The following is a 12,291-nucleotide window of genomic DNA, read 5'->3' on the forward strand; positions in this document are numbered from 1 at the left end:
CCGTTGTTCGGTCTGTCTTGTGAGAATTCGGCCACTCAGTTTCCCAAGACCTCCCACCCCCCCCCCTCCCCCCCCCCTCCCCCCCCCCCCCCCCCACCCCCCCCCCACTCCCCCCCCCCCCCCCCCCCCCCCCCCCCCCCCGGCCCGGCAGCGCCTGTGACGACCCGGAGATCAGGAAGGCCCCGGAGAAGCAGACGCTGTCCCCGTCCGGCGCGGACGGGGACACCATCGCGAAGATCAAGGCCCGCCCGGGCGAGAAGCGCAAACTGGTCGTCGGCGTCGACCAGAACAGCTACCGCTGGGGCTACCGCAACCCGAACGCGGGCACGTCCGGGCAGCTGGAGGGCTTCGACATCGACCTGGTGCACCGCATCGCCCAGGACATACTCGGCAGCCCGGACGACGTCCAGTTCAAGGCGATCCCCACCAACCAGCGCATCCCGGCCCTGCAGAACGGCAGCGTCGACATGGTCGTGCGCACCATGAGCATCACCTGCGACCGACTGGACGACGTCGCCTTCTCCGCCCCCTACTTCAAGACGGGCCAGCAGGTGCTGGCCCCCAAGTCCTCCGGCATCACGGGCTATGACGGCTCGCTCGCGCACAAGAGGATCTGCACGGCGGCGGGCTCCATCGCCAACTCCCTGCTGCTCGCCGACAAGGGGCACCGGCTCGTCTCCTCCGCCGTCGTCGTCCCGCCCGTTCCCAACCAGCTCGACTGCCTGGTCCGGCTGCAGCTCGGCGAGGTCGACGCCGTGGTCACCGACGGCGCGCTCGCCGCGAGCCAGGCCGCCCAGGACCCGACGGTCGAGCTCAAGGGCGGCGCCTTCACCGACGAGTACTACGGCGTGGCGATGAACAAGGACGCGGACGACATGGTGCGCCGGGTCAACCAGATCCTGGTGGACTACCGCAAGGACACCACCGACGGCTGGCAGGCCTCGTACGACCGGTGGCTGTCGGCCACACTGGACGAGGACTCGGCGAAGTCGGAGCCGCCCCCGCCGGTGTACCTGCGGACCGGCTGACGCACCGCACCACCCAGGCACCAGCAACACAACCCACAGCAGCGAGAGGTGATCGATGGGCGTCACGGACCCCGCCGGGCCGGTGATGGACCGGGACGAGGTGGACCGTGCGCTGGCGCGGCTCGGCGCGGAGCACGAGGCGATCGAGACCTCGCTCCTCGCCCTCCAGGACCACGCGGGCCGCAGACTCCTGGAGGGCGCCGACCTCACCGGCACCACCAAGGAGCGCTGGGCCGCCGCCGACGCGTCGATCACGCTGCTGTGGGCGTACTTCGACGCGTACACGGACGCGCTGCGCTCCGCCCGTGGCATCCGCTCCCGCCGCCGCTGGTCCAGCCGCGAGGACCTGGTGGAGCTGACCGAGCTGCTGCGCGGCGAGTCCGTCACGGTCGCCGGGTCGACCACGGCCGCCGCCAGCACGCCCGGCTCCCCGGGTGGTCCGGGCCGGCTCAGCGAGCGGTTCACACTGGTGACGCTCGTCGACCGGATGAACGAGCTGTACGCGGCCTCGCTCGACATGGTGGTCGCCGCGGACGCGGTCTGGTCGGCACTGCCCGCGCGGATAGATTTACTGGCCGCGGAGCTCCAGCGCACCCGCCGGCTCGCGCACTCCGTGGGGGTGCGCCCCGGTGAACACCCCGCGGGCGACGACCTGGAGCGCATCACGCGCGCTCTGACGTCCCTGCGCGAGCAGGTGGTGTCCGACCCGCTCGCGTTCTGGGTGCGCGCCGAGGGCAGAAGCACCGCACCGGGCGGCGGCCGGCCGGACACCACGGTGTACGACCGTGAGGCGCGCGCCCTGGAGGACGTGCGCCGGGAGATCGACGCGGTGCTGACCGTCCGGCAGGACGCGGAACAGCGGCTCGTCCGGCTGCGGGACGTGCTCAGCCGTGCCGACCGCACCCTCGCCGAGGCGCGCACCGCGCGCGGTGAGGTCCTCGCCAAGATCGCCGCCACCGAGGTGCCCGTGGTCAGCGGTCCGCCGACCGTGCTCCAGGAGCAGCTGGCGACGGCCGCCGAGTACCGCCGGCACGCCCAGTGGCACCGGCTGTCCCCGCTCCTGGAGTCCCTGGAGGAGAAGGCGGAGGACGAGCTGCTGCGCGCCCGCGAGTCGTTGACGGCGGTCACCCAGCCGCTGGCGGTCCGCGCGGAGCTGCGCGGCCGGCTCGACGCGTACCGGGCGAAGGTCGCCCGGCACGGGCTCGCGGAGGACTCGCTGCTGGTCGAGCGGTACGACGCGGCACGGCGCATGCTGTGGAGCGCGCCCTGCGACCTGCGGGTGGCCGAACAGGCCGTCCTGCGCTACCAGCACGCGGCCGCCGAGCAGCTCGGCGCCCCGCGGCCGCCGGAGCAGGACGGGCCACAGGACCGGAGGGGACCGGGCGCGTGAGAAAGAAGGGGGACACGTCGTCATGACTCAGGCACAGCAGGCCTGCCAGCGGCCCGACTGCGGCGGGACGTACGAGGACATGGGCGGCGGCGAGCTGTACTGCGACACCTGCGGGCTGGCGCCGGTCGTCCCGGTGGGCGCCCCGGCCGGCGCGCAGCCCGCCGGCGCCGCCGACCCGGGCTCCCGCGCGTCGGGCGGTGTCGGTGCGCGCGCCGGACGCGGCAGTTCCCGTACGTCCTCGCAGTCGTCGAAGTCCCGGCGCTCGGTGTCGGGCCGGCTGTCGCGTGCGGTGTCGGGCCGTTCCACGGGCCGCTCGGTGTCGGTGCGCAGCTCCGGCTCGGCCTCCGCCTCGTCCTCCCGCGGGCGCCTGGGCGCCGGCCTGGTCGAGGTGCCCGGAGTGCCGCGGCCCGACCCGCGCGCGATGGTGCTGGAGAACCCCGAGGTGCCCGAGCGCAAGCGGTTCTGCTCGCGCTCCGACTGCGGGGCGCCGGTGGGGCGTTCGCGCGGTGAGCATGCCGGGCGCACCGAGGGTTTCTGCACCAAGTGCGGTCACCCGTATTCGTTCGTCCCGAAGCTCAAGGGCGGTGACGTCGTCCACGGCCAGTACGAGGTCGCGGGCTGTCTGGCGCACGGCGGGCTCGGCTGGGTCTACCTGGCGGTGGACCGCGCGGTGTCGGACCGCTGGGTGGTCCTCAAGGGCCTGCTGGACACGGGCGACCAGGACGCGATGGCCGCCGCGATCTCCGAGCGGCGCTTCCTCGCGGAGATCGAGCACGCCAACATCGTGCGGATCTACAACTTCGTGGAGCACCTCGACCAGCGCACGGGTTCGCTGGACGGGTACATCGTCATGGAGTACGTCGGCGGCAAGTCGCTGAAGGAGATCGCCAACGCCCGCCGGACGACCGCGGGCAAGCGCGATCCGCTGCCGGTGGAGCAGGCGTGCGCGTACGGCATCGAGGCGCTGGAGGCGCTCGGTCACCTGCACAGCCGCAACCTGCTGTACTGCGACTTCAAGGTCGACAACGCGATCCAGACCGAGGACCAGCTGAAGCTGATCGACATGGGCGCGGTGCGCCGGATGGACGACGACGAGTCGGCCATCTACGGCACGGTGGGCTACCAGGCGCCGGAGGTCGCGGAGGTCGGCCCGTCGGTGGCGTCCGACCTGTACACGGTGGCCCGTACCCTCGCGGTGCTGACCTTCGACTTCCAGGGCTACACGAACGTCTTCGTGGACTCCCTGCCCGACCCCGACCACATCGAGGTCTTCCGCCGCTACGAGTCGTTCTACCGGCTGCTGGTGCGGGCCACCGACCCCGACCCGGGCCGCCGGTTCGCCTCCGCGCAGGAACTGTCGGAGCAGCTGACGGGCGTGCTGCGCGAGGTCGTCTCCCTGCAGACGGGGAAGGCGCGGCCCGCGCTGTCCACCCTGTTCGGTCCCGAAGTGCGGGTCACCGACACGGAGTTGTTCCCACGGCTGGACGGCGAGGTGTCGCGGCTCGGGGCCCGGGTGGTGCGGGCGAGACGCCGTGGCGCGTCCGCCGCTCCGGTCCCGGCCGTTCCGGGTGCCGTTCCCGTCCCGGCCGCCGCGCCGGCTCCGGGCGCTCTCGCCGCCGCCCCGGCCGCCGGCGGTCTCCCGGCGCTGGCCGCTCTCCCGGCCCCCGCCCATGCCCACGTCCCGGGTTCCGCCGCGGGCTCCGTCCCGGGTTCCGCCGCCCAGCCGTCCGCGGGCATCGTCAAGGCCGTCGACGCGGCCGCGGCGGCCCTCGCCCTGCCCGTGCCCCTGGTGGACCCGGCCGACCCCAACGCCGGTTTCCTGGCGGCCCTGCTGACCACCGCGCCGGCCGAACTGCTCGGCGCCCTGGCCGCGGCGCCGGCCGAGTCGGCCGAGACCCGGTTGCGCCAGATCCGCGCCTGGCTGGAGAACGGCGACGCGCACCCGGCCCTCGCGGCCCTGCGGAAGCTGGAGGAGGAGCGGCCCGACGACTGGCGGGTCGTCTGGTACCGGGGTGTGGCCGCGCTGGTGACCGGCGACCACGAGGGTGCCGCGCTCGCCTTCGACGCCGTCTACGACGCCTTCCCGGGCGAGCCGGCACCCAAGCTCGCCCTCGGCCTGTGCGCGGAGGTGCTGGGCCAGCTCGACAACGCCGCCGAGTACTACCGCCTGGTGTGGTCGACCGACCCGAGCTACGTGAGCACCGCCTTCGGCCTGGCCCGCGTGCAGCTCGCGACCGGCGACCGCAGGGGCGCCGTACGGACACTGGAGTCGGTGCCGGAGAGCTCCATCCACTACACGGCCGCGCGGGTGGCGGCCGTCCGCGCGCGGCTGCGTCAACGCACGGCTTCCGCCGGTGACGTACCGTTCCTGGACGACCTGACCGCCGCCGCCGGGCAGGTCGAGGCGCTGGACGCGTACGGTCTGGACCCGGCCCGGCGTGAACAGTTGTCGGCCGAGGTCCTCGGCTGCGCGCTGGACTGGATACTCTCCGGGGGCCAGGGTTCCGCCCCTGACCCCCTCCCGGCCCCGGCCGGACGGGGGGACCCCCGTGCCGCCGGGGGGCGGACGCTGCTCGGCAGCGACCTGGACGAGCGGGGTCTGCGCTTCGGCCTGGAGCGTTCGTACCGCACGCTGGCCCGGCTCGCACGCGGCGGCGAGGAGAGGATCGACCTGGTGGAACGAGCCAACCGTTACCGCCCCCGGACGTGGGTGTAGTTGATGTCGCAGATGCCCCAGCTGTCCGCCTGCCCGAGCTGCGAGGAACCACTCGAGTCGGGTGACCGTTTCTGCGGTGCGTGCGGATACGACCTGTCCGCCGTCCCTGGACGGCCGGACGACAACCCGACCATCGCCATGAACGGCCGGACACCGCCCGCGCCGGGCGCCGACCCGGCCTGGCCCGTGGCCCCCGAGCCCGGCAGCTCCGGCCGTCCCGCGCCGGTGCATCTGCCGACGGACCTCCAGGGGACCGACTCGGGCGGCCGCGCCCTGCCGTCGGCCGTGCCGCCGCAGCCGTCCCCCGCCCCGGGCGCACCTGTCTCCCCCGCCGCGGGCACTCCGGTGTCCCCCGCCGCGGGCGTACGGTTCGACCGCGGGCCGGAGCCCGAGGAGTACCCGTTGCAGGCACCGGACCCGCGCGCGGCCACGGAATCGCCGGCGCCCGCCGCGGGCGCCCGGGTGTGCGTGGCCTGCCGGGCGGGCCGCGTCGACGACGACGGGTACTGCGAGAACTGCGGGCACGCCCAGCCGCGCGAACGCGACCACATGGAGCAGGAGGCCGGCCCGGTCGCCGCGGTCAGCGACCGCGGCCTGCGCCACCACCGCAACGAGGACGCCTTCGCCCTCGGCACCAGCGTCCTGCCGGACGGCTCCCCCGTGGTCCTGGCCGTCGTCTGCGACGGCGTGTCCTCGGCGACCCGCCCGGACGACGCCTCGCTCGCCGCGTCCCGCGCGGCGAGCGAGTCACTGCTGGCGGCGCTGCCGGCGGGCACGCATCCACAGCAGGCCCTGCACGACGCGATCATCGCGGCCTCGCACGCGGTCAACGCGCTCGCCGGGGAACCGGCCACGGCCCGCGAGCACGCCCCGCACCAGAACGCCCCCGCCTGCACCTTCGTCGGCTCGGTGGTGACCGCCGGACTGCTGGTCGTCGGCTGGGTCGGGGACAGCCGCGCCTACTGGGTGCCGGCCGACCGCGCCACGCCTCCGGCCCGGCTCACCGAGGACGACTCGTGGGCCGCGCAGATGGTCGCCGCCGGCCTGATGAACGAGGCGGAGGCGTACGCCGACGAACGCGCCCACGCGATCACCGGCTGGCTCGGCGCGGACGCCTACGAACTGGAGCCGCACACCGCGTCCTTCAAGCCGGACCGGCCCGGTGTGGTGGTGGTGTGCACCGACGGCCTGTGGAACTACGCCGAAGCGGCCGGGGAGATGGCCGAGGTCGTCCCCCTCGACGCCGCCGCACGCCCGCTGCACGCCGCGCAGGTCCTGGTCGGTCACGCCCTGGACGGCGGGGGCCACGACAACGTAACAGTGGCGCTCCTGCCGTTCCCGGCCCCGCCGCAGGGGGCAGGATCGGCGTAGGCCCTGCCTTCGGACTCCCGTCCGCCCCACCGGGCCCCGCCGGCGCTTCCGCCGCGGGGCAGCCCGCCGGACGGCGGCGGGGGACGACGAGGCGGGCCGGGGGCCGCGTACGGGGAAGCCCGGACGGACCGGTGGGGACCGGTCCGTCCACAGTCATCGCCCCGCCTCGGCGGGGTACGAGGGGGATGTGAACAGGCATGGCCAATTTCTCGAAGTCCCACGTGCCGCAGTTCTCGGTGGACGTGTACCAGAACGAGTTCCTGCCCGAGGGCGGCCGTGAGGTCAGTGCCATCGTCACGGTGAGCGCCACCGGGGGCGGCACGGTCGGCAGCGCGGCGGCACCGCACCACTACACACCCGGGCGGGGCCCCTCCGCGGCCGTCGCGATCATGGTCGACTGCTCGGGTTCGATGGACTACCCGCCGACGAAGATGCGCAACGCCCGCGACGCCACCTCGGCGGCCATCGACACCCTGCGCGACGGCGTGCACTTCGCGGTGATCGGCGGCACACACGTCGCCAAGGAGGTCTACCCCGGCGACGGGCGCCTCGCGGTCGCCGACGCCACCACCCGCGAGCAGGCGAAACACGCGCTGCGCAAGCTCACCGCGACCGGCGGCACGGCCATCGGCACCTGGCTGCGCCTCGCCGACCGCCTGCTGTCCTCGGCGGACGTCGCCATCCGGCACGGCATCCTGCTCACCGACGGCCGCAACGAGCACGAGTCGCCGGAGGACCTCAAGGCCGCCCTGGAGTCCTGCGCCGGACGCTTCACCTGTGACGCCCGGGGCGTGGGCACCGACTGGGAAGTGAAAGAAGTCACAGGGATCGCCTCCGCCCTGCTCGGCACCGCCGACATCGTCGCCGACCCGGCCGGTCTCGCCGCCGACTTCACGCGGATGATGGAGACGGCGATGGGCAAGGAGGTCGCGGACGTGTCGCTGCGGCTGTGGACGCCGGTCGGTACCACGGTGAAGTTCGTCAAGCAGGTCGCGCCCACCGTCGAGGACCTCACCGGCCGCCGCACGGAGGCGGGCCCGCGCGCCGGCGACTACCCCACCGGCTCCTGGGGGGACGAGTCCCGTGACTACCACGTCTGCGTCGAGGTCCCGGTCGCGGGCCTGGGCCGGGAGATGCTCGCAGCCCGGGTCTCCCTCGTCGTCCCGCAGCCGGGAGGCAGTGCCCAGAACCTCGGCGCGCAGGGTCTCGTACGGGCCGTGTGGACCGACGACATGGTCGCGTCCACGTCCATCAATCCGCAGGTCGCGCACTACACGGGCCAGGCCGAACTGGCCCAGGTCATCCAGCAGGGTCTCGACCTTCGTAAAGCGGGAGATTTCGACGGAGCAACGGCCAAACTGGGCCGGGCCGTTCAGCTCGCCGGCGACTCCGGAAACGCGGATACTGCGAAACTGCTTGCGAAGGTGGTGGACGTGGTCGACGCCGCGACAGGTACTGTGCGACTGAAAGCGAAGGTCGCGGAGGCCGACGAGATGACGCTCGAAACCCGGTCCACAAAGACTGTTCGTGTAAAGAAGTGACAGAGCGAGTTACGAGCCCGGCCCTCCTGGGGTTGGAGAAAACCGGTCGAAAGGCCGGAAAAGGAGAGGGGGAAGCGCCGACATGCCGACCTGCCCGAACGGACACCAGTCGGGTTCCGACGACTGGTGCGAGGTCTGCGGTCACCGCATGGCCGGTGCCGTGCCCCCGCCCCCTCCGCCCCCGCCACCGAGCGGCTACGGCTTCCCGCCGCCGGGCCAGGGCACTCAGCCCGGCGGCCGGCCGCACCTGTCCGCCGTGCCCGACCACGAGCCGGAGCTCTGCCCGCAGTGCCGTACGCCCCGCGAGGGCGGTGCGCCGTTCTGCGAGGAGTGCCGGTGGAACTTCCTGACGAACACGGCCACTTCGTACACCCCCGCCGCCCCGCGCCCGCCGGCGCCGGGCTCCGGCCAGGCCCCCCGCTTCCAGCAGCCGCCCGGCCCGTCGTACGGCGGCGGTGACTCCTACGACTACCAGAGTTCGCGCCCCTCACAGGTGAACCGGCCGGCCGAGCCGATCCCGCCGTACGGCGGCGAGCCCTCGCGTCCCGCCGGCCCGCAGGGCGGTTACGGCGGCCCCGGCGGTCAGGGCGGTCCTCCCGGCGGCTATGGCGCCCCAGGAGGTCAAGGGGGCCAAGGGGGCCAGGGCGGGCAGCCCGGTTACGGCGGTCAGGGTGGCCCGGGCGGGCAGTCCGGGTACGGCGGCGACCCGTCGCGGCCGGCTCCGCCGCGGCCCGGACCCACGCAGGGCGGGCCCGGCGGGCAGGGTGTCCCGCAGGCGTACCAGCCCTCCGGCCAGGGCGCCCCGACCGGCTACCCGCAGGAGACCGGCCGCCCCCAGCAGGGCGGTCCGTCCTTCGGCGGCGGTGACGACGACTGGGTGCTGCCCCCGCCGTCCCCCACCGCGCCCGGCGGCGGCTACGGCTATCCGCAGCCCGGCTCGAACCAGGCCCCGCCCCACCTCGCCTTCCCGCAGCAGCCGGCGACCTGGACGGCGACCATCGGACCGGACCGCGAGTACTTCATGGCGATGATGCACCGCTCCGGCCCCGAGGCGGCGGGCCTCAACCTGCCCGCGTACTCGCCCGAGCAGCAGCGCACGCTCACCGGCAACCAGATCACCATCGGCCGGCGCCGCCACTCCACCGGGGACACCCCCGACATCGACCTGTCGGTGCCGCCGGAGGACCCGGGCGTCTCCCACCAGCACGCCGTGCTGGTGCAGCAGCCGGACGGCAACTGGGCGGTCGTCGACCAGAACTCCACGAACGGCACGACGGTCAACGGCTCGGAGGAGCCGATCCAGCCCTTCGTGCCCGTGCCGCTGCAGGACGGCGACCGGGTGCACGTCGGGGCGTGGACGACGATCACGGTCCGCCGGGGCTGACCCGCCGGCTCAGCGGAGGGGCCAGGTGTACGGCCCCTCCGGATCGTCCAGCCAGGCCCACTCGTGTCCGCCGCTGACCGTGACGCCGTACCGCTCGCGCCGGGGCATGTCCTCGCGCGCCCACAGCGCGTACGCCTCCCGCGGTTCCAGGCAGCCGCGGGTCAGGGTCAGCAGGAAGTGGAACAGCTCGTGCTCCGCCGCCCGGCGCGGCACCCCGTCCGGTGGCGGCGGCTCCTCCCCCGCGCGGTCCGCTCCGCGCAGCGGCACGAAGTAGGCGGGCGTGTGCAGGAAGCGACCCTCGGCGTGCCAGGCGTCGCGCACCGTCAGGGTGAGCAGCCCGGTGGCGAGCGGGGTGAGGATGCGGGCGCCGGGACGGCACTGGGCGGGCCAGGCGAGCGGCACCGAGGGCAGGGCGCAGGTCGCGACGATCCGGTCGAAGGGGGCGCGTTCGGGCACTCCGCGGGCTCCGTCGCCGGTGACGACGACCGGGTGGTGGCCGGCCTCGGCGAGATGACGTCGCGCCGACTCGGCGATCTCCGGCTCCAGGTCGACGGTGGTGACCAGTTCGTCGGCACCGAGCCGGTGGGCGAGCAGGGCCGCGTTGTAGCCGGTGCCCGCGCCGATCTCCAGGACCCGGTCCCCGTCGCACACCCCGAGTTCGACCAGCATCATCGCCATCAGCGAGGGCTGGCTGCTGGAGGAGAGCAGCTCGCCGTCGCGCAGCCGGGTCGCCAGCGGGGCGTCGGCGTAGGCGCCGCGCAGCCAGCGCTCGCGGGTGCCGGGGTCCGGGCTCTGGCCCCACCGGCGTTCGTAGCCGCCCCGGACGCCGACGTAGTAGTACGGCACGAAGAGATGGCGCGGAACGGCCTCGAACGCCTCCCGCCAGACCGGTTCGGTGTCCCAGGCCCCGCTCGCCTCGATCTCGCGCACCAGGGACGCCCGCGCCGAGTCGGCGAGGGCGGACAGGTCGCCGTCGAGGGCGTGTGCGCTCATATGTCCACTGTGCTGCGGGACGCGGCCCGAGGCGACCGGCGGAACCGCCGGTCCGGAATCAGCCGGTCCGCGCGGGTTGTCCGCCCGGTCCGGGGAGGGTGCGGCGAGGGCCCGGGGGCAGGTCCTGGGCCCCGGGACCCAGGTCGTGCCGTCTGAGACCATGGACGGGTGAAAGAGATCCGGCGCGGCACGCTTCAGGAGCAGACCTTCTACGAACAGGTCGGCGGGGAGGACACCTTCCGCCGCCTCGTCCACCGCTTCTACGAGGGAGTCGCCGAGGACCCGGTCCTGCGGCCCATGTACCCCGAGGAGGACCTCGGCCCGGCCGAGGACCGTCTCACGCTCTTCCTCATCCAGTACTGGGGCGGCCCGACGACGTACAGCGACAACCGCGGCCACCCCCGGCTGCGGATGCGCCACGCGCCCTTCACCGTCGACCGCGCGGCGCACGACGCCTGGCTGAGGCACATGCGGGACGCCGTCGACGACCTCGGCCTGTCCGAGGAGCACGAGACGACCTTGTGGAACTACCTGACGTACGCGGCCGCCTCGATGGTCAACACCCCGGAGTGACACCGCCGCGCCGCCGGTCGTCGGGCCGCTCGGTCAGCGGACGCTGACGTCCAGCGTCCCGAGGCCCGCCCGGCGCAGGGCGATCGATCCGTAGTGGGTGCGCAGCCTCAGCCACGACCCCGACGAGAACAGGCTCGGCGGCGCCTCCCCGGAGGCGGGGGCACCCCCGGGTGCGGTGGCGGGGCGCAGGAAGCCCAGCGACTGGGCCGCGTGCACGGCCCGCACCGTCAGCGGGGTGGCCCCCACCGTGCGGGACCAGATCTCCCGTCCCACCCGGTCGAGTTCGGACCGGGTGCGCTGTTCGGGCGCCAACTCCTCGGTACGGGAGCGGAATTCGCTGACCGCGGCGGCGACCAGCGCGCGCAGGCGCTCCGGTGCCGGCAGCCCCGGCTCGGGCCGCCAGCCGGTCCGTGGGGGCAGCACCCCGGCCCAGGGCGGACCGGTGACCGCGGCCGGAACGGCGGCCGTGGCCGCCGACTCGTCGACGCCCTCCAGGAGTTCACCGGCGGAGACGGTGGCGTCCAGGCTGACGTCGAGCCCGTTCTCGTACGGCTTGGCGAGGCGCACCGCGCGGATCGCGAGGACCTCGAAGGAGGCCGGCCGGCCGAAAACGGCGAGCGCGGTCCCGGCCGCCTGGAGACGCACCGCGGCGGCACGGTCGTAGTGGATCAGCCGGGAGAGGAAGGCCGCGAGGTCCGCCGCCTCCCCCTCGTCGGCGAGGTGGAGGACCGTCATGCGGCGACGGCCTCCTCCTCGTCGTCGTCCCGGTACTCCGCGAGGAACTCCCGCTCCTCCGCGGTGATCCGGCGCGGCCGCTGCGCCTCGAAGTCGAACGGCACGATCACCGTCGAGGCCCGGACGTAGACCTGGTCCGGGTCCTTGACCTCATAGGTCAGCGTGAAGGAGGCCGCCCTGATCTCGGTGACCCACAGCTCGATGTCCACGGGCGAGTGCCGGTGGACCAGCTGCCGCTTGTAGTCGATCTCATGGCGCGCCACCACGGACCCCTGCTGGAAATCCTTGTCCGGGCGGAACAGGAAGTCGATACGGGCTTCCTCCAGGTACCGGAGGAAGACCACGTTGTTGACGTGGCCGTACGCGTCCATGTCCGCCCAGCGCAGTGGGCAGCGGTAGATGTGCCGCAAGAGATCAGCCCCGGGTCAGCTTCTTGTAGGTGGCGCGGGGGGGGGGGGGGGGGGGGGGGGGACAACCCCCCCCCCCCCCCCCCCCCCCCCCCCCCCCCCCCCCCCCCCCCCCCCCCCCCCCCCCCCCCCCCCCCCCCCCCCCCCCTCCCC

Annotated in this window: 9 protein-coding genes and 1 pseudogene; 7 read left to right on the forward strand and 3 right to left on the reverse strand. The window is 74.2% G+C overall.

What is annotated here, in order from left to right; genetic code table 11:
- Positions 1 to 155 precede the first annotated feature (155 nt).
- The 6 genes and pseudogenes from AC07AZ_RS37615 to AC07AZ_RS37640 form a co-directional block, all read left to right on the forward strand.
- Positions 156 to 1,028: pseudogene (locus tag AC07AZ_RS37615) on the forward strand (glutamate ABC transporter substrate-binding protein); the annotation flags it as partial.
- Between the two features lie 55 nt (positions 1,029 to 1,083).
- Positions 1,084 to 2,418 (forward strand): coiled-coil domain-containing protein, encoded by a 1,335-nt coding sequence (locus AC07AZ_RS37620; RefSeq protein WP_478855260.1) that lies wholly within the window; start codon positions 1,084 to 1,086, stop codon positions 2,416 to 2,418.
- Between the two features lie 22 nt (positions 2,419 to 2,440).
- Positions 2,441 to 5,134 carry a serine/threonine-protein kinase gene (locus AC07AZ_RS37625; RefSeq protein ID WP_478855261.1) on the forward strand — a complete coding sequence of 898 codons (2,694 nt, stop codon included), beginning with the start codon at positions 2,441 to 2,443 and terminating at the stop codon, positions 5,132 to 5,134.
- Positions 5,135 to 6,505: a PP2C family protein-serine/threonine phosphatase gene (locus AC07AZ_RS37630; protein ID WP_478855262.1), complete on the forward strand. Its 1,371-nt coding sequence runs from the start codon at positions 5,135 to 5,137 to the stop codon at positions 6,503 to 6,505.
- A 197-nt stretch (positions 6,506 to 6,702) separates the two neighbouring features.
- A complete protein-coding gene (locus tag AC07AZ_RS37635; RefSeq protein WP_478855263.1) occupies positions 6,703 to 8,046 on the forward strand; it encodes a vWA domain-containing protein in 1,344 nt (447 codons plus the stop codon).
- Between the two features lie 82 nt (positions 8,047 to 8,128).
- Positions 8,129 to 9,430: an FHA domain-containing protein gene (locus AC07AZ_RS37640; protein WP_478855264.1), complete on the forward strand. Its 1,302-nt coding sequence runs from the start codon at positions 8,129 to 8,131 to the stop codon at positions 9,428 to 9,430.
- A gap of 9 nt (positions 9,431 to 9,439) precedes the next feature.
- On the opposite strand, the gene AC07AZ_RS37645 is transcribed toward AC07AZ_RS37640, so the two are convergent.
- Positions 9,440 to 10,423 carry a methyltransferase domain-containing protein gene (locus AC07AZ_RS37645; protein WP_478855265.1) on the reverse strand — a complete coding sequence of 328 codons (984 nt, stop codon included), beginning with the start codon at positions 10,421 to 10,423 and terminating at the stop codon, positions 9,440 to 9,442.
- 168 nt (positions 10,424 to 10,591) lie between these two features.
- Between AC07AZ_RS37645 and AC07AZ_RS37650 the strand changes: the two genes are divergently transcribed.
- Positions 10,592 to 10,996: a globin gene (locus tag AC07AZ_RS37650; protein ID WP_478855266.1), complete on the forward strand. Its 405-nt coding sequence runs from the start codon at positions 10,592 to 10,594 to the stop codon at positions 10,994 to 10,996.
- A 33-nt stretch (positions 10,997 to 11,029) separates the two neighbouring features.
- Here AC07AZ_RS37650 and AC07AZ_RS37655 read toward each other — a convergent pair whose 3' ends face one another.
- A complete protein-coding gene (locus tag AC07AZ_RS37655) occupies positions 11,030 to 11,731 on the reverse strand; it encodes a DUF8010 domain-containing protein (RefSeq protein WP_478855267.1) in 702 nt (233 codons plus the stop codon).
- Entirely contained in the window at positions 11,728 to 12,141 is a 414-nt protein-coding gene (locus AC07AZ_RS37660; RefSeq protein ID WP_478855268.1) for an acyl-CoA thioesterase, read from the reverse strand. Before AC07AZ_RS37660 ends, AC07AZ_RS37655 begins: the two co-directional genes overlap by 4 nt.
- Positions 12,142 to 12,291: the final 150 nt, after the last annotated feature.

This window comes from Streptomyces sp. NPDC043878, assembly GCF_056435735.1.

Bases quoted from the DNA above. Each gene is read 5' to 3' on its own strand.
- AC07AZ_RS37620 (WP_478855260.1), top strand. From the start codon at position 1,084: ATGGGCGTCACGGACCCCGCCGGGCCGGTGATGGACCGGGACGAGGTG.
- AC07AZ_RS37625 (WP_478855261.1), top strand. From the start codon at position 2,441: ATGACTCAGGCACAGCAGGCCTGCCAGCGGCCCGACTGCGGCGGGACG.
- AC07AZ_RS37635 (WP_478855263.1), top strand. From the start codon at position 6,703: ATGGCCAATTTCTCGAAGTCCCACGTGCCGCAGTTCTCGGTGGACGTG.
- AC07AZ_RS37640 (WP_478855264.1), top strand. From the start codon at position 8,129: ATGCCGACCTGCCCGAACGGACACCAGTCGGGTTCCGACGACTGGTGC.
- AC07AZ_RS37645 (WP_478855265.1), bottom strand. From the start codon at position 10,423: ATGAGCGCACACGCCCTCGACGGCGACCTGTCCGCCCTCGCCGACTCG.
- AC07AZ_RS37655 (WP_478855267.1), bottom strand. From the start codon at position 11,731: ATGACGGTCCTCCACCTCGCCGACGAGGGGGAGGCGGCGGACCTCGCG.